Below are 17,081 nucleotides of genomic sequence, written 5' to 3'. Positions count from 1 at the left end.
TTAACAACACAAACTCCGGTGCAGGAAGTCACGTAAGTGTTGTAAACATCGTTTAACAACAGAAACTCGGGTACAGAAAGGCATGTAAGTGGTGCAAAGCTGGTTTAACAGCACAAACTCCGGTGCAGGAAGTCACGTAAGTGTTGCAAACATCGTTTAACAACAGAAACTCGGGTACAGAAAGTCACGTAAGTGCTGCAATATTTATCTAACTGTCGTATCTTTACAGCCTGTTCCGCTTTTCTTATGTTTCTTCCCCAAACACAGCAATGCTCTGCCGGTCTGTTTTAAAAGATGTGCCATCCCATTTCAGAACATTCATCATGTACCCCAGACCATCAGCACTGTATCTGCCTGCAATGTTCTGATAGGTGTCCAGTTCGAAAATGCCGTCGCGTTCAAAGTCAACCGGGTACAGTCCCGAAAGCGGCGCGACCCACCCTTCAACAGGCTCTTTCAGTGTCCCGTCGCTGTTATAGATTTCGCTCAAATACTCTTTTCCTTTATACTGGAGATCGAGCAGGTATTTTTTCGGGGGATTTGCGCTTGTCACCCTTGCTTTAAACTGATCAAGGTAAGTAACGGTATAGGTGTTTGATTTGTTGAATGATTCATCATCAAATATCAGTTTATATTGTCCTTTTTCATAGGTGTATATATAAGCATAAATGAGGCCTCCGCTTCCTCCGGTATTAATGATGACGAGGATATCGTCTTTTTTATCTCCCGTAAAATCTCCTAAAAATACGGTCGGGTCATATCCTGCATTTTCTTTGAGCGGGATTTTCTCAACCTGCCCAGTTGCTCCGTTTCTAATCTGAAGAGTGATGTTCTGCAGAAATGGGCTGTCAGGAGTCTGTGATGCCGTCAAAAAAACGGTATCCTGTATGCCGTCTCCTGTGACATCCCCGACTGCCTCTGCAGCTACAAATCTTGCTTCTTCTTTGTAAAAGTCCATGAAATAGCGACTTTTTCCTTGAAAGTGACCTGCTGGAAACCAGCCTTGTGCTCCATGTTTCAATATGAGCACATAATCATCGTTTTGGAATCTGTAGGCTGCTGCCACCTCCAGAGCATGATCGCCATCAAAATCAGCAGCGAGCACCGCCTTGCGCATCGCAGGTTCTGTTATTTCAAGCACATAAGCACCTGCAGGCAAAAATGGTGAAATAATCGCAGTATAGTCAGCTTGATACATGCTGCACCCCGCTTTCATCAGATTTGATACTTTATCCTATGCTCTTTTATAATGAGATAGGTACATAAGTGGAATTGACGCAAAGGATGAGATACATATGAAGAAAATTGCTGTGATCGGGGCCGGCATTTTGGGTGCTTCCGCAGCTTATCATTTATCAAAACTTGGAGCGCAGGTGACCGTGATTGACCGCAAAGACGCAGGTCAGGCGACAGACGCAGCGGCCGGCATTGTCTGCCCCTGGGTTTCACAAAGACGAAATAAAGCCTGGTATCAGCTTGTCAAAAAGGGCGCCCGCTATTATCCCGAGCTGATTAGTGCGCTCAAACAGGACGGTGAAACCAGCACTGGCTATAAGCGGGTCGGCGCTCTCATACTTCAGCAGGACCCGGAGAAAATTGAAAAAATCATGGTGCGTACGGAAAAAAGAAAACAGGATGCTCCAGAAATTGGAGACATTACACCACTGACGAAAGAAGAAACAAAAGAAATGTTCCCTCTCCTGTCAGATGAGTATTTATCTGTTCTTGTAGAAGGAGCCGCACGGGTAGATGGCAGAGCTCTGAGGGATGCGTTAATCCGTGCTGCCCGGAAAAATGGTGCAGAGCTGATTGAAGGCGAGGCGGCCCTTATTTTTCAGCGTGGCCGGGTTTCAGGTGCCAGTGTGAATGGAAAAGAAATTGAAGCGGATGAAGTCATTGTCTGTGCGGGTGCCTGGGCAAATGAGCTGCTTCAGCCTCTTGGCATCCATTTTCAGGTTACCTATCAGAAAGCACAGATTGCTCATTTTAAAATGGAAACAGAGCAGACTTCAGACTGGCCGGTTCTTATGCCCCCTGCCAATCATTATCTTCTGGCATTTGATGATGGAAGGATTGTGGCAGGCGCCACGCATGAGGATGATGTGAGCGGCTATGATACGCGAGTGACAGCGGGAGGAATGCTTGATGTTTTTTCTAAAGCCGTGACTGTCGCTCCAGGACTCGAAGAAGGCACATTTCTTGAAGCAAGAACCGGATTCAGACCGTTTACCCCTGGGTTTTTGCCTGTTATCGGGCGGATTCCTGACTGGACCGGTCTCATTGCTGCAAATGGTTTAGGCGCATCCGGACTGACGATGGGTCCTTACCTTGGGCTTGAGCTTGCAAGACTTGCTCTTGGTTTAGAACCCGAAATCGATTTAGCGGATTATCCAATTACGGGTGCATTGAAAGAGTAGATAAAGAAATCCCCCAAAAAGTCAAACTCGACTTCTTGGGGGATTTCTATTTTTATAGCTTTTTTAGATCAGTCCAACCAGCTTCAACCCGATGAAAACAAAGATCCAGCTGTCAAGACGATCCAGAATACCGCCATGACCCGGCAATAGCTTTCCGGAATCCTTCACTTTAAAGTGACGTTTCAAAGCAGATTCGACGAGATCTCCTACCTGACCGGCAATGGACACGACGAAAATCAGCATAAGCGTTTCTCCGTAAGATGCAAATGGATGGAAACTTGCCTGCATAACCAAACCTATGATCAGAGCAATGATAATTCCTCCGACAGACCCTTCAATGGTTTTATTCGGGCTCACATTTGGCGCAAGTTTTCGTTTGCCGAATTTTCTCCCGACGAAATACGCGCCTGAATCCGTTGCCCAGATAGAAATCAGTACGGCGAGGGTCCAAATTAAGCCTTCATCAATTCTTGCCTCAGCTAAAAACACAAATCCAAATCCGATGTACAGGACACCAATCAGGAGTGTGCCTGCTTTTTCAATGGAATATTCAATGTTAAAGATTGTTGAGGTTAAGAAAAACAATACCAGTGCCAGCAGCACTTTAATCTGAATGATTTCAAATGTCACATTCAGAAACGGCAGCAGCGGCAGGAACAAAAGGATAATCCCGATAATTCCCACAAAATACTTCGTGCCGTACTTTCTGATTTTTATAATGGTCGTTAATTCATGAAAGGCGATAATGGCCAAAATCAGTGCCAAATAAGTAAACCAGAATGCCCCTACATAAAAGGGAATCATGAACAGAATTAAGATAATGATGCCTGTAATCACACGTTCTTTCATTCTTTGCTACACTTCCTTATCTTTTTTTCCATTAATTGATTGTACTATAAAGAAAGGAAAAACGAAAAACAATTCTTTGAAAAGGTGATTTTAATTCGATTTTCATAAATAATCATGCTGCCAGACCAATGAAAAAAACATGCAAGTGGCTCTTTGCATGTTTAAGTCGCTTCATTTGAGCTAATAGGTAGTGTACTCGTTTTGCTTCCTTTATATTTACTTACTGCACCAATGCCCCAAATCACAGCATTTACAGATAAGACAGCCAGTGTAATGATGCCGTCCCAGAATAGCCAGCTGTTTAAAGAATAGACGGAAAGCTGCACCATTGTCTGCTTCAGCAGCGTGTAAAGCCCTGGCAGACTATACAAGAACAGTAGTCCTGCTGCAATGATGCCGCCAATAAGGTAACATGATGCAAAGCTTTTAACATAGGACATTTCTTTTTCGGATAATTCTTCTTTCAGGCTTTCGGCACGATCTTTTTTCCGCATATACCCCGTGATTATTTCTTTTGCATATCCATGGAGGCTTGGCATGTTAAGTTTGTTCATGATCAGAAAATAAATATCTGTCCGCAGAAAAATTAAAAGCTGCCAGGCAAATCTCATCACAAGAAGCAGCGTAATCATTTTCAAAAGCTTCAAGGCAAATCCTGCAGCCGCCATCTGACCGGCTAATGATAAAAAAAGAAGAAAAGAATCAATAGCCATTCCTGCAGCATAGGGCAAATACCTTTTCTGCTTGGAAACTGACCAGAGCCCTGTCATATCTGCTTCGACCACAAGCCAGTAAAATCTCAGACTCAAATTAAATTTAACCGGTATACCAAGTCTTAAAGCAGCTAAATAATGGCCCAGTTCATGAAGAATGGTCAGCGGCCAGGAAATGAAAAATAATAACAAAAGACTTAGCCCTGTTGCTTCTGCAACCCAAAAATCTTTGTAGTCAGGACGCAATTCAGGAATACCTGCAATCATACCAATACTGAGAAGAAAAAACAGGACATAACATACTTGACTGATCGGATGAAAAATGAAGGAAGCTGCAGCAGAAAGAGATCTGCTGACAGGTTTTTCATCAGGCGGAATTAAAAAGACCTTCCCGTCAATCGAATAGATCAACTCAAGCTCATGCAGAGTTTCGACAAAATCTAAAACATCCGCATCCATTTGTTCTTTTCTCAGCTGTTCAGAAATTTCGTTCAGCGTTCTGACACCGTCCAGCATATGAATGATGTGAACAGCTTCATACGGGACCCGGATAAATGTACCGCTGACTGGGTCTCCGACTGTAAATTCTTCTCCGTCTGCCTGAACAGAAAGCTTTGCCGTTACTTTAGAATCTAATGTTATATTCATTCAGACCCTGCTTTCTTTAGATAATTCCAGAATTATATTCAGTTCTGCAGGCTCATCTGAGTTCATATGGCCATTGCACGTCGGACAGGCCGCTGCTTTTTTCCATAGATTTTCAGATAATCGTTCAAATGATAGACTGCTGATTTCAAGAGACGAAGATTGATTCTCGGCTCTTTCATATCCCGCAATTTGTTTAGCCAGTTCATTTGTTACCAGACCAGTAATCATGGCAATATTAGGAGCAAAAGCTGTGTTTCTCTTTTGAAAAGAAGCTCCGTATACCGCTTTCAGCTGGTGGATAAATTCTGGTGCTTCCCGTAAACTGTTCATCAAATAGCAATCAAAGCACCCGTTTTCTTCACCAGGAACATATTTTTGGAGAATAATACTCGTGTGTCCAATGCCTCCAAGAATGTAAGGCTTGCCTAATTTGACACAGGCAAAATTCACCCATCTTGTAGATAAAATGCTTGGCTGATCGATCCCGTTAATGACAATATCCGCTTCCTTTATTACCGGCAGCAGACTTTTTGCATCTTCAATTTTCACATTATGTACATCAACATCAATTTCACTGTTAATCTTTTTTAAGCGATTGCTTGAAGCCTCTGTTTTAAGTTTCCCAATGTCGTCCTCACAGTACAGGAACTGGCGGTTAAGGTTGCTGAGTTCAACCGAATCATAATCAAGCCCTATAATTCTGCCGGTTCCCATCCCTGCAAGTGCAGCTGCTGTTAAACTAAAGCCTCCGAGTCCAAGCAAGGCAACCGTTGTATTTTTTAAGGTCTCCTGGTAAGTGAATCTGCTTCTCTTCAAGGTTGAAAAATTGGAAAAGTAGTTGAGATTTGATCTGTACCTTTCCAGTTCATTTTCACTTAGACATGTGTATTCGATTGCTGAAGCATCTTCAACAAGTCCATATTCATCCAGGTCATTCAGTATTTCAAGTATATCTGCATGATCTATGTTCATTTCATTTGCCAGCTCAATGGTATTTCTTGTACCGTCCATCAGGTTCAGCAGGTGCTGGACACTTCCATCAAGATCCTCAAGTTCAAGATTGCCATCCTCTTTGCCGATCTGAACTTTGCCTTCAAATACGATGATTGGCGTATAAATGGTTTTTAAGACAGGTTTCATCTGTTTTTCAGCTCCCTTATACTAAAAAAGGCTTTAGGGACTCTGATGCTTGTCCTAAAGCCTTTTATTCATTACGCGTGATGGTTTACAAGAGCAACCAGCTTTTCAACTTTTTTGATTTTAATTTTCTTCATCCTGACAGCCTCCCCTGTTTTTATTTAATCCATATTTATGTAAATATTGAATTATAATGTAATAGTAAGAAATGATGGGAATTATGTCAATATTTGATTTATTTTGTTTATTGTGACTTTTTACCTGTTTTTAAAGCTTACGTCAAAATAAGAATAGAAAAAATGTTGGAAAATACCAATATCTTCTTGTTGGACAACTAGAATACTCCGAGAATTATTTATGTCAGTATAGTTGTTTTCACAGTAAAAATGATTCTTTTTGCCTGAGCTATTCCGACTTTTTTCGCATAAAAAAACCGCCTGCACTCAAGCAGACGGCTCCGGGTATGTATTAGTTTGACTCTTCTTCTTCCATCATTTGGTCAAATGCAGACGACACTTTGTCGAATTCTTCGTCTGTTTCAATCGCAGAAAAATCGCCTTCATCATCTACCTTTAAGAAGTAAATATCGATATCTTCATCTGTGTCTTCCTGAATTTCTTCCACAAACCCTACTGCAACGTATTCTGAACCTTCTACAGTCAGCACGCCAAGCACCTCTACCTCGTGCTCCTGGTTGTTCTCGTCGCTAATTGTGAAGATTTCTCCAATTTCAATTGGTTCCATGTTTTTGAACCCCTTTCAAGCATTCTTCTTGCATGCATTTTATTATACCATTTCTTACTTGCAGAAATACAGCTCAGACAGCAGCTCTTTTTTGAACCACAGTTGTTTTTTCTTCCTTAAACACGATGTAAAAGTAAATGGCGCCTGCCAGGTATATGATGCCGGTCAGGCTGAAAACATTGGCATATCCCCAATAGGAGCCATATTCGGCGACAACATAAGCAGACACAGGACCCATCGCCGCCCAGCCGAATGAAAAAGCCATCTGGCTTAAAGAATTTGCGATTCCTTTCTGATGATCCGGCACTTTTCTCATCATGAGGGAGGTTTGAATCGGATTGCCTGCGTTCATCAGCGCCTGGCGGAATAGGAATCCGATGACGGCAAGATAAATGTTTGTTGTAAAGCCTGTGATCAGCAAAAATGGCAGGGACAGCAGCTGCAGCAGGACAACCGCCTTAACTTCTCCCATTTTGCTGACAATGGCAGGTCCAATCAGCATCGCGACCGCTGTTGCGCCTTGACCGAGCGAAAGGATGATTCCGATGGCAGAAAAGGAAATGTCAAACCGGTCTGCAAAATACAGATTTAAGTACGGTATGACTAAACCTGACCCAATCCCGATGATGGCCTGTGCGCCAACAAAGAGGATGACCAGCTTCCACTTTTGATTGCCGTCCCCTGTTTCTTTTTGCTTTTTAGGACTCTGGCATTTTCTTTCTTCTTTCATAAGAATGACAGGAAAGAGTCCGGCCAGGTAAACAGCATTTCCAATCAGCAGGGTCAGTCTCAAGCTGTCTGTGGAATTTATGCCCGCAAATGTAAAGAGGTCGGTCAGGACTCCGCCCGCAAGATTGCCGATGACGCTGGCTGCCATCATAACGGCAAAATGAAAACTGAAAAGCTTGCTTCTTTCTTTTTCAGTTGAATTTTCAGCGAGCCAAGGAATCATGGAAACCTGAATGAAAGACATAAAGACACCGCTGCCAAAAGCGAAGACAAGCAAAAGAAGCTCCCATTCCAAAACAGACCTTCCGATCATCAGAACAGCAGAAAGAGCGGCCCCGACAGCCATCATGTTCTTCCTTCCCTTTCGATCACTAAGAAAACCTGCAGGAACAAGAAAGAGTGTCTGAGCAAGTGCAGTCAGAGCAATGACGTTTCCATTGGTCTGTTCACTGTACCCAAGGTCCTTCAAGTACAGGTTATATAGGGTCATAAAAATACCCATTCCAATCTGAATGAGAATGTTAGCCATAATGGCCAATTTAACGTTTCTGCTGTAAGAGCCGTAGTCTGTTTTAAAACCCCGGAAATAAGTGACCATAAAGATATTTCGCCTCACTAAATAGTTGATCTTCTATTATCATAAGACAATCTCCTGAAATCGCCTATCTTTATTTTCTTAAAAATAAAAAAACATCCAGCTCCGCCGGATGTCTGTTTTCCTTATTTATAAAAAACCTTCTCAACATTATATTTCGCCTGAAGCTCATTGATCAGATACGTTTCGTAAATTTCGCGTTCCATTGGGCTTTCAACGATGCAAACAGCAATTTCGTGCACTTCATCGCGGTGATCTTTGATCGGAGAAACCTGATCCTCAAAATGCTTTTTAATGCGCTGTCTAAGCTTGCGTGCTTTTCCTACAAACAAAAGCTCATCATTAATATTAAAGAACATAAAAATTCCGCCTTTATCGCGGGGAATTCTGTTGTAATCTGTAAAGCCGTATTCGCTGCTAAGAGGAGCTTCTACAGGCTGTCCTTTTACGGGGTTTCTTGTCAGTACAACGTCTGATCTTGGTATATCGATTTTTATCATAAATTACACTTCCTATATTCTTGTTTTTAAAACAACTTATGTATTATCTCATATTGGCGCATATGATTGCTACCGTTTTTAATAAATGATTTTACGGCCGTCAATCAGGTAAAAATGGCTGTCTTTTTCAGCAAACTGCACGTTTTCTCCTTTTTCAACCCGTTCAAAAACAGATGACGAAACGGCAAACACCTTCCCGGTTGATAACCTTATCATATACACAGCCTTTTTTTGAACGTTTATTCCAGTTTCTGTAATTGAATCTTCCCGGATTTTTTCCATGATTTCTCCACTGAGCGTGTTAACCGTTAATTCTTTTTCTATAAAGCCTGTCCAAGCAGCATACAGGAAGAATCCAGTTAGAAAAAGAACAGCTGTATGGAAGAAAACTCTCATGTTTAATCACCTCTTTATAGTTATACCCAAAATGAAACGCTGCAGACTCAGTCTGCAGCGCTCTTAAGCTTTATTTCTTTCACTTGTTGCCTGAGGTCATCCGGCCACCATGCTCCGCAGTCATCCGAAACCACACAGGCTGCGCACTTCTCTAAATCGTACACTTTCATGCCCGTGATAGGCGGTGCGTACAGATGAAGGGTAATCAATCCGGTATTGCCGGCCTCAGCCATTTTGTGTATGCCGAATTTTGGTGCAAAAAAAGTCTTTCCTTCTCTTTTTAGTTCAGTGAAGAGTTCATAAGGAAGTGCTTCGCCTTTTACCTTATACACTGTATTTTTGGACACACCGCTTATGACCTGTATCCACCCGAATGAATGCCCGTGGTCATGAGGAGCACACTCAAGGTCAGACCAGTTCATAACAAGCAGTTCAAGCTGTTCATTTTTATAAAGAAGTTTTCTGTAATAGGGTTTGCTCCTGTCGTCTTTTATGAGAGGCATCAGCTCCTCTTTGTGAATGTTTAATTGAATCAGAGCTTTATAAAGCTCTTCCTCTGTAGCTGTTTTTACGCCATCCAGGATAAAGGTGATTCTTTCTGACAGATTCAGGCGGCATTCCTCCCTCTTTTGAGCCTTATTACATTCCTATGCTCTGAAAACTTATCCTTATGAGGCTTCTGCATGTGATATGATGAGTGATGGAGAATATTTAACAGTTAGGAGCATGAATGTGAATTCGAAAGAAACGCAAGAACAAATCATCCGCAACTATCAGCGGGATGAGCAAATGATGGTCCTTGTCTTTGCGCAGTGGTGCGTAAACAATGATCTGGATCCTGCAGAGCTGTATGCGCGTGCATACCCTGACCAAATTGAAAATGCCGAATTAAAACAGGCAATCGAGCTCACTGTCCCGAAAGAGGAAGCAGGAGAAATAGCGGATCATACCCTGCTTGGCGTCCTGTCACTGTTCGGAAATGATGACTTGGCTTTTATCGTGACAGAAGAAATCGCAAAAAGAAAAAAAGGATAAAAAAGATCCCGATTATTTCATCAGGGATCTAAACGTTTCATCAGCTTGTTTTTTTACTTCAGACTGCAGTTTTTTCCATTGAAGAAAGACTCTGAATTCATCCTTTGTTTTATCTGAACGTGAGGCAGTCATGACGAGCTCTCTTACTTCCTGTTCTGTTTGTTGTTTGCCCATATTATGACCCTCCTGAAGCATGTTTCTAAATAATTCGTTTTAAAGAACGGTTTTATGGGCGACTGCTTTCCATTTCAATAACCAAAAAACCTGGAGCTGTTAAAGGGCTCCAGGTCTTTCTTATCCGGTCATTTCAGAAACGATGATGCTGCAGACCCTCTCGAATTGTCCTTCAGCCGCACAGCCCTTTCCTCTCTCAAGCTCCTCAAGCAGACTTTTAGCTTTAGAAAGATACGATATTCCATCTTTCATTTTGTCTTTATAGGCTTGAGTCGTTCGGTCAATTTCAGCAGAAAAAGCCTCATCCGTTCCTGGTGCAATGCACAAATCATACATATCGACTATTTCATCCGACTCTTTTTCCGGTTCATATTCATGCGGGGCCGTACTGTCAAAAATCGCAAGTCCAAGCTCGCGTAAAATGACCATATCAAGACTGTTCGGGTCAAAACCGCAGTGATAAATTTCCACGTCGAACCCTTTGTCTGCTCCTGCAGCGGCAATCTTTTTCAGCATCGTTGATTTTCCAGATCCTGCTCTGCCTTTTATAAAATAGAGCTTATCTATGTGTGCTGTCAGATTTGGGACAAAATCTACCGCTCCATCCGGGGTGGCTGCTCCCAAAAAACGGTGTTTGACCACTGCGTTTTTACCTGCAGTCTGTTCTCCGTAAAAGGTTTGAATCAAACGCTGTGCCAATTGATCTGCTTCTGAAAAGTCCATTTGTGAAATATATATATCCTCTATATCATCATGAGCTTTTAGGGAGGCAGCAAAAGCTGCATATGCTTTTTCATATTCAGCAGCCACTCTTGCTGTAAGTCCGCCTTTGCGATCTGCAGACAGCAATTGGCTGTTTTCAGTCTCCATAACAATCACCTGGATGGCATCGGCAGAAACAAATTTCCTGATTTCTGACACGTCGCAATCTAAAAGAGCAATTCCCCTATTGGTTATAAGCAGCCCTTCCAGCCAATCCGGATGAAATGGACAGTGGAGGATATCGAGTGATTCCCCGTTCGCTGTCAGAGTTTCACTGACAGACTGCATACATAAAGACCTTGCCCTTCTTGACCCGCCTTCTAATAAGAACACCTGATTTATGCCCTCCAGTACGGATTCATACAGACTGTAGTAGCCCTTCGCTGTATTGCCGCAGGGGAAGTAATGAAGCGGTTTTCTGCTCATCCAATCATCCTCTCACCTTTTCTGTTAACATATGTAACAGAGACGGATGGGTGAACGCCTAAAATCAAAAGTGGAAGCGCCTTGCTCAAATTCAATAGGCAGATATGAATCGGGAATAAAAGTTCGGATTTGTTCTTACAGAGAATCTAGGCGCTTTCGCTTGCCGAGTGATTTGAATGATCATGCATGAAATAAATAAAAGATAATACTACCTTAAAGGCAATTCAACAACAAAGATCGTTCCTTCATATTCCATACTCTTCACATGAATCAGTCCACCATGCAGTTTAACAATAGCAGCAACAATGGATAGTCCCAATCCTGTTCCCTCAACTGAACGCGTCCGTGCGGTATCTACTCGATAAAAACGATCAAAAATTTTTTCTTTCTCTTCATCATTCAACCCGATCCCCGTATCTTCAAAGGTTACCAATACAGATTTTTCTTTCTCTTCAATCGATATGTCAATACTGCCATTTGATTTATTGTATTTGATGGCATTGGTTAACAGATTATCCCAAACCGTATGAAGTAAAGAAGGGTCCCCGACGATTTCCACATTTGGTAATGTAAAACCGAGCGTTATACCTTTTTCACCCATTTGCCACTGATAGCTTTTCACCAGTTCCTTCATTTGCTCCCCAACATTAAAAGGCTTTCTTTTCATGATATCCTCATCGCGATCTAACGAAGCAAGAAGTAGTAATTGTTTCGTTAATGTAGAGAGCCTTTTAATTTCTCCATTGATGATAGAAATGTAATTGCTTTTTTCTTCTGGACTTATTGATTGACTTTCCAATAGGTTTGTATATCCTTTTATATTGGATAGCGGTGACTGTATATCATGAGAAATATTTGAAATGAACTCTTTCCTCATATCATCCATTTGTTCCAGTTTACTTGCCATTCGTAAAAAACTGCGTGAAAGCTCTCCTAACTCATCATGACGAGTAATATCAAGGTCAACATTAAAATCCCCATTAGACAGTGACTTTGTGGCTGTTGTAAGTTTTGAGATTGGATTCACTAAATATTTTGCAGTAAAAAGAACCATAACGATACTGATACTAATCATTAATGCAAGCATCCACGCAAATAAAATATGCATCTCGTTAAAAAGGAGTTTAATATCCGGTCTAAGGAAGAGAGCATACTTTTCCTTATTATGAGTTAACGGTACACCAATCGTATTCTTCAATTCGTTTGCAAAAAAACCAGTGACGAATGTTTCCTGTGGAAAATTTAGAATGCCATGAAAAATATCACCGTTTAATACTTGTTCTTTAGCGGAATTAGACAGAGTATTTTCCCTAAAAGGTGCACCAAAATAATATTCATTTCCAAAATTGTCAACCAAGAAAATTTGATACCCAGTGGAAGAGATATTATCCAAATAATCTTTAAGATTTATATCGGGATGGTTCTCGGCAAATTCAGCAATATCTAATGCGATTTTTGTATTTTTTTGATCATTGTAAGGTTTTAATTTTTGTTGATAATACGTATTGGAGAGTAAAAAAGCAAAGATTCCGCTAAAAATCATAATTCCAATAGTAATGACAACAAACTTCACATATAGAGATTTCATCTGCGATTTGCCTCCAGCGCATATCCAACTCCACGCACTGTTTTAATTTGAAAATCATCCGTCAATTTAGAAAAACGTTCCCTTAACCTTTTCACATGAACATCAACAGTTCGTTCATCCCCTTCATAATCCAAACCCCAAATATGTTCTATTAGGTGATCACGAGAAAATACTTGCATAGAATGGAGAGCCAGAAAATACAGTAGTTCGAATTCCTTTAAGGGTAAAAGAATCGTTCGATCCCCAATCTGAACCTCATAGTTTTTTTTATTTATCGTTGTATTTCCTAAGCGAATGATAAATTCATCTGAGTGTTTATCATATCGTCGCAATAAAGCTTCAATTCTAAAGTGTAATTCTTTTGGTTCAAATGGCTTGACCAGATAATCATCCGTCCCTGATTTAAATCCTTCTTCTTTATCCTCAATTTGATTCTTGGCTGTTAAAAGGATCACTGGTAGATCATAATCCCTTCGAATCTCCCTTGTTAATGCATAACCATCCATAAAAGGCATCATCACGTCCACTACTGCTAAATCACATGTTTCTCTATTAAGAACTCCTAACGCTTCAGTACCGTCTTTTGCTTGAAATACTTTATATCCAGCTTCGGATAAGTGGATATTTACCAGCTGTAAAATATTGATATCGTCATCTACAATTAGAATGGTTGTCATTTTGTATTCCCCTATTTATAATTTAATCAAAATATTAGTTTTTACCATTAAATGTACATTCAGTAAATAATAACAAATAAACAGCCCCGTAGAAATATGCAGGCTGTTCATTTACATTTTACTTAAATTAATGTGTCCTCCAGCTTTCAATTTCCGTTTTGCAAAACCATTCCATCACTCATTTTGATGACATGGTCAACGTATGAAAGCATCTCTGCATCATGGGTAACCATCAATGTAGTAATATTTAATGTTTTAGTTAACTCTCGAATTAACGACATAACGTCCTTAGACCTTTTTGAATCCAGGCTTGCAGTTGGTTCATCTGCGAAGAGAATTTTAGGTTTATGGATCATTGCACGAGCAATTGCAACTCGCTGTTTCTCCCCACCCGATAATGAAGATGGATAAGCATTTTTCCGATGATCCATTGCAACTAGTTTTAGGATCCTATTAACTTCTCTTTTTTGTTCATGTTTCCTTAATTTTGATTCAGAAACCTCCAGCATCAGCATGAGTTGTTCTTCAACTGTGAGAAAAGGAACAAGATGAGCAAACTGAAAGACAAAACCAAATTTGCTTGCCCGTATTTTTCGAACCTGTTCAGAACTCATGGCAGTCATATTCTTACCATCAAATATAACGTGCCCATTTGATGCAGGCTGCAGTCCTGCAGCTATTGTAAGGAGTGTACTTTTACCAGATCCTGAGGCACCCACTAATGCTGTTACCTCTCCTTCTTTAAGAGACAGGTTAATTCCTTTTAGTATTTCTTCCTCTACTTCACCATTAGTAAATGTTTTTCTTACTTCATCAAGTGTAAATATTGTCATATTAAGCCTCTCCTTGCTGTATTGCTTGTAAAGGTTCGATTTTTTGGATTTGCATACCTGAGAGTGTAGCTCCAATAAAACCGATAATCAGGAAAATGACAGATAATTGTACTGTTGCTTCAAAGGTTAAATGGAAAGGCATTCCTTCAGGTGCAGCCATATTAAAAACTTGACTGAGTGTAATAGACAAAGTAAGTGCAATGATTGTAATAAAAAGCATTTGTGTCCACATCATTTTAAATAGTCTGCTTGTTTTCATACCGATTGCTTTTAAAATACCGTATAAACCAATTTTTTGAACGTTCATCATGTAGAAAAAGATAGCAAACAACATTCCGCTAATGACAACCAAAAACCACACAATCATATTTAAAGACATCTGTTCTGCATTATAACTTGGAATTGTATCGAGGAAATCTTTGGTTGAAAATGATTGTAAGCCAGTAACTTCTTGTGAAGAATCTCCTCCTGGCATAAAAATCAATTGCATTTCCATCACTCGATACATTTCTTGATAATTCTTCATGTTTATATAAGCAACTGGGGTATGGCTATATTTCTTTTGATCAACAAAACCCTTTACGATAAACTCGCCATTAAATTGATGATTAGTTAAGGCATCTCCAACTTTTATACCTTTATTCTTCAATGAGCTATCTAAAATTATTTCTCCATCTTCAACATTACTAAATAACTTTGAATCAGTGGATGTAACAAAGGCGACGCTTTGCTGTTTATCATCCATGTCATTTAGAAAACCCATTTGAATAGAAAATGCCACAGCATCTTTTTGTTTGTTTAGTATTTCTTTTTGTATATCACTGTCTATTTTTGATAGGTTATAAGTTTCTTCTGCGTCTTTATTCATATAAAAATGCCCTTTTGGCAAATCTTTAATGAGGGCAGCATTGTCTTGCGATAATCCATTTGCCAAACCAGATATGATAAATGTTAATAAACTAACGAGAAAAACAATTGAACCTAAAATAAAAAACCTTACTTTATTTTTCTTGATTTCTTTCCAAGCAATATTCATCTTTCATTTCCTCCCATCTCATCTCGACATCCATAGTTTATAAATCGAATATGAACGGAAGATGAACAGTAAATGACAATTGAACTGAATTTTATTGAACAATGAAAAGAAAAAACCTGCATGGCTGCAGGTTTTAACAAAGTTTATCTATTCATTTTTTTCTAATGCTTCTGCAAGCTGAAAAAGAAAGCTGTAAAGCTTTTCAAAAATTTCCTCAAGTGCATCTTCTTCGCTGAAGTCCGCGAGCAAGCTGCAGTCAAAATTAACATCCCACATTCCGTCCTTATCATTGAAAAGAACCTCGAATTTTTCAGAATTACCCCCGGCCTTTTGCAAGAAGTCTTCTTTTAGCGCTGTTCCTTTAGCCTTTTTATATTTTAAACCAAGCAGGAACTTATAAGTTGAAAACACGTCATCATGCTCAAAAGAAATGTTTTCTGCCCCGACGTAGTCAAACCAGTCAGACTCAATATAGATGAATTCCGATTTGTTCACTCTTACATATGAACCTTTTTCCTTAAGGAAGGTTTCAGGGTTCTCAGCAGAGATCAGCTCCTCTGTTTCCTTGTTTACGCGCTCAAGGTACGCTTCTGCAAAACGGGGAAGATCAGGTTCCTCAAGTTTCACGTGCTCTGGCAGAAAACCGTTCTTTTCTGCATACATTTTTTCGGTGGTATAGATTCCAATCGCATCCGGTTTTTCATCAATCAGATGCTGGATATACGTTTTCATTTTACTTTGCAGCATAGTTCATATCCTCCATTACTTCCAATTCACTTCTTATCATAACCCAACAGCAGACAAGATGAAACAAAGAGAGAATCCTCTCGCGGATTCTCTCTTATGTGTAATTATCCTGAAGTGCTTTTCCGAGCAGTTTTTGGCATCTGTCAAGCTCTGTTTTCAGCTGCTTTTTATATAGCTTTGCTTTTTCGTAATCCTCGAATTGATAATACACGACCTCCTGAAGCTTCATCCCCTCTTTTTTCCGCTTGACCTGCTTTAAAATGCCGTCTTCGATCAGTTCGTGCAGGGACTTGTAAACCTCTGAATGATTTGGCCTGTATCCGTAAATTCTGAACTCATCGCGCAGAACATCAAGAAGCTTCAGGCCGTAGAGTCTGTCCTGCTCTGTCATTCGAATCATATAAAGCTTTAAAAAGGCTCTTTGCTTCAGCAAAAACCCGCTGGCACTTCTCTTCTCGCCCATTGAAGACATCTCCTTTTACAGTTTTACATGTTCTAACTATTCAATGTTTTATAAGAAATTCCTGCATCTATAGGAAAAATAAGACTTTTGACCCTTTTAAACACTTGGGCGAGATTAGAATGAAGGTTATATTGAAATTTCGAGACGTGTTTATATTTATCATTGATTATTTGGAACATAGTTTAAGAAGAATGTTTCTCCCGGTGTTCTTTTGCTGATAGCTTTTTTGTCTTTTTAGTTCCTTTATTTAAACCCTTACTGATTATTTAGAACATGGTTCAATTAGTAAGAATTTATAAAAGAAAAGGACTTGATTGAATGATCAAGTCCTTGCTGTCTATTCATTTTTTTCAATAAAGTATGGATTAAATCCAAGATTTTTTCTCATTTCATCGGTAATTTGCAGATCTTCTGCAGCACCTGCAGCTCCATTTTCATTTTCTGCCTGAATGCTTCCGTCGTAATGCATTGGTTTTTGATCCATATGGATGACCACTCCTGCCTTTTTTGTGTAAATTATACCATTTTCATCCAAAATTATCCTTATTAATAAGAAAAATTTCCTGTGAAGAATGTGGCATTATATCTTTGTTAGAATGCCCAGAGCCGGCT

The 17,081-nt window shown here is 40.0% G+C and carries 20 protein-coding genes; 2 read left to right on the top strand and 18 right to left on the bottom strand.

What is annotated here, in order from left to right; translation table 11 throughout:
* Nucleotides 1–244: 244 nt before the first annotated feature.
* A complete protein-coding gene (locus RKD52_RS11595; protein WP_454099865.1) occupies nucleotides 245–1,198 on the bottom strand; it encodes a VCBS repeat-containing protein in 954 nt (317 codons plus the stop codon).
* 97 nt (nucleotides 1,199–1,295) lie between these two features.
* On the opposite strand from RKD52_RS11595, the gene RKD52_RS11590 reads away from it, so the two are divergent.
* Nucleotides 1,296–2,417 (top strand): NAD(P)/FAD-dependent oxidoreductase, encoded by a 1,122-nt coding sequence (locus RKD52_RS11590; RefSeq protein ID WP_454099864.1) that lies wholly within the window; start codon nucleotides 1,296–1,298, stop codon nucleotides 2,415–2,417.
* A gap of 63 nt (nucleotides 2,418–2,480) precedes the next feature.
* Here the strand turns inward: RKD52_RS11590 and RKD52_RS11585 are convergent, their stop codons facing one another.
* From RKD52_RS11585 to RKD52_RS11550, 8 genes are all read right to left on the bottom strand, one after another.
* Nucleotides 2,481–3,266, bottom strand: a complete 786-nt coding sequence (locus tag RKD52_RS11585) for a phosphatidate cytidylyltransferase (protein WP_369733234.1) — start codon at nucleotides 3,264–3,266, stop codon at nucleotides 2,481–2,483.
* Between the two features lie 161 nt (nucleotides 3,267–3,427).
* On the bottom strand, nucleotides 3,428–4,627 hold the full coding sequence (locus tag RKD52_RS11580; RefSeq protein ID WP_454099863.1) for a hypothetical protein: 1,200 nt from the start codon (nucleotides 4,625–4,627) through the stop codon (nucleotides 3,428–3,430).
* A complete protein-coding gene (locus RKD52_RS11575) occupies nucleotides 4,628–5,767 on the bottom strand; it encodes a HesA/MoeB/ThiF family protein (RefSeq protein ID WP_454099862.1) in 1,140 nt (379 codons plus the stop codon).
* A gap of 465 nt (nucleotides 5,768–6,232) precedes the next feature.
* A complete protein-coding gene (locus tag RKD52_RS11570) occupies nucleotides 6,233–6,508 on the bottom strand; it encodes a DUF1292 domain-containing protein (RefSeq protein ID WP_454099861.1) in 276 nt (91 codons plus the stop codon).
* A 73-nt stretch (nucleotides 6,509–6,581) separates the two neighbouring features.
* Nucleotides 6,582–7,835: an MFS transporter gene (locus RKD52_RS11565; RefSeq protein WP_454099860.1), complete on the bottom strand. Its 1,254-nt coding sequence runs from the start codon at nucleotides 7,833–7,835 to the stop codon at nucleotides 6,582–6,584.
* A 122-nt stretch (nucleotides 7,836–7,957) separates the two neighbouring features.
* A complete protein-coding gene (locus RKD52_RS11560) occupies nucleotides 7,958–8,332 on the bottom strand; it encodes a nucleotide excision repair endonuclease (RefSeq protein ID WP_369733238.1) in 375 nt (124 codons plus the stop codon).
* A gap of 78 nt (nucleotides 8,333–8,410) precedes the next feature.
* Entirely contained in the window at nucleotides 8,411–8,728 is a 318-nt protein-coding gene (locus tag RKD52_RS11555; RefSeq protein WP_369733239.1) for a hypothetical protein, read from the bottom strand.
* Between the two features lie 47 nt (nucleotides 8,729–8,775).
* Nucleotides 8,776–9,231 carry a cysteine dioxygenase gene (locus tag RKD52_RS11550; protein ID WP_369733240.1) on the bottom strand — a complete coding sequence of 152 codons (456 nt, stop codon included), beginning with the start codon at nucleotides 9,229–9,231 and terminating at the stop codon, nucleotides 8,776–8,778.
* Nucleotides 9,232–9,460: 229 nt separating this feature from the next.
* Here RKD52_RS11550 and RKD52_RS11545 point away from each other — a divergent pair, with 229 nt between their 5' ends.
* Nucleotides 9,461–9,763, top strand: a complete 303-nt coding sequence (locus tag RKD52_RS11545; RefSeq protein WP_454099859.1) for a hypothetical protein — start codon at nucleotides 9,461–9,463, stop codon at nucleotides 9,761–9,763.
* A 12-nt stretch (nucleotides 9,764–9,775) separates the two neighbouring features.
* Here the strand turns inward: RKD52_RS11545 and RKD52_RS11540 are convergent, their stop codons facing one another.
* From RKD52_RS11540 to RKD52_RS11500, 9 genes are all read right to left on the bottom strand, one after another.
* Nucleotides 9,776–9,937 carry a hypothetical protein gene (locus RKD52_RS11540; RefSeq protein WP_454099858.1) on the bottom strand — a complete coding sequence of 54 codons (162 nt, stop codon included), beginning with the start codon at nucleotides 9,935–9,937 and terminating at the stop codon, nucleotides 9,776–9,778.
* Nucleotides 9,938–10,057: 120 nt separating this feature from the next.
* A complete protein-coding gene (locus RKD52_RS11535; protein ID WP_454099857.1) occupies nucleotides 10,058–11,125 on the bottom strand; it encodes a hypothetical protein in 1,068 nt (355 codons plus the stop codon).
* 208 nt (nucleotides 11,126–11,333) lie between these two features.
* Nucleotides 11,334–12,713, bottom strand: a complete 1,380-nt coding sequence (locus RKD52_RS11530; RefSeq protein ID WP_454099856.1) for a sensor histidine kinase — start codon at nucleotides 12,711–12,713, stop codon at nucleotides 11,334–11,336.
* Nucleotides 12,710–13,390, bottom strand: a complete 681-nt coding sequence (locus tag RKD52_RS11525; protein WP_454099855.1) for a response regulator transcription factor — start codon at nucleotides 13,388–13,390, stop codon at nucleotides 12,710–12,712. Before RKD52_RS11525 ends, RKD52_RS11530 begins: the two co-directional genes overlap by 4 nt.
* Before the next feature lie 146 nt (nucleotides 13,391–13,536).
* Nucleotides 13,537–14,223, bottom strand: coding sequence for an ABC transporter ATP-binding protein (locus RKD52_RS11520; RefSeq protein WP_454099854.1), 687 nt, complete (start codon nucleotides 14,221–14,223; stop codon nucleotides 13,537–13,539).
* A 1-nt stretch (nucleotide 14,224) separates the two neighbouring features.
* Nucleotides 14,225–15,259 carry an ABC transporter permease gene (locus tag RKD52_RS11515; protein WP_454099853.1) on the bottom strand — a complete coding sequence of 345 codons (1,035 nt, stop codon included), beginning with the start codon at nucleotides 15,257–15,259 and terminating at the stop codon, nucleotides 14,225–14,227.
* Between the two features lie 147 nt (nucleotides 15,260–15,406).
* A complete protein-coding gene (locus RKD52_RS11510) occupies nucleotides 15,407–16,006 on the bottom strand; it encodes a branched-chain amino acid aminotransferase (RefSeq protein WP_454099852.1) in 600 nt (199 codons plus the stop codon).
* Nucleotides 16,007–16,100: 94 nt separating this feature from the next.
* Nucleotides 16,101–16,469, bottom strand: a complete 369-nt coding sequence (locus RKD52_RS11505) for a helix-turn-helix transcriptional regulator (RefSeq protein ID WP_029280996.1) — start codon at nucleotides 16,467–16,469, stop codon at nucleotides 16,101–16,103.
* A 337-nt stretch (nucleotides 16,470–16,806) separates the two neighbouring features.
* Entirely contained in the window at nucleotides 16,807–16,953 is a 147-nt protein-coding gene (locus RKD52_RS11500) for a hypothetical protein (protein ID WP_369733249.1), read from the bottom strand.
* Nucleotides 16,954–17,081 lie beyond the last annotated feature (128 nt).

Source organism: Metabacillus sp. SLBN-84 (genome assembly GCF_053629595.1).
The sequence above is the reverse complement of the archived record's forward strand: the minus strand, read 5'-3'. Positions and strand labels throughout refer to the sequence as shown.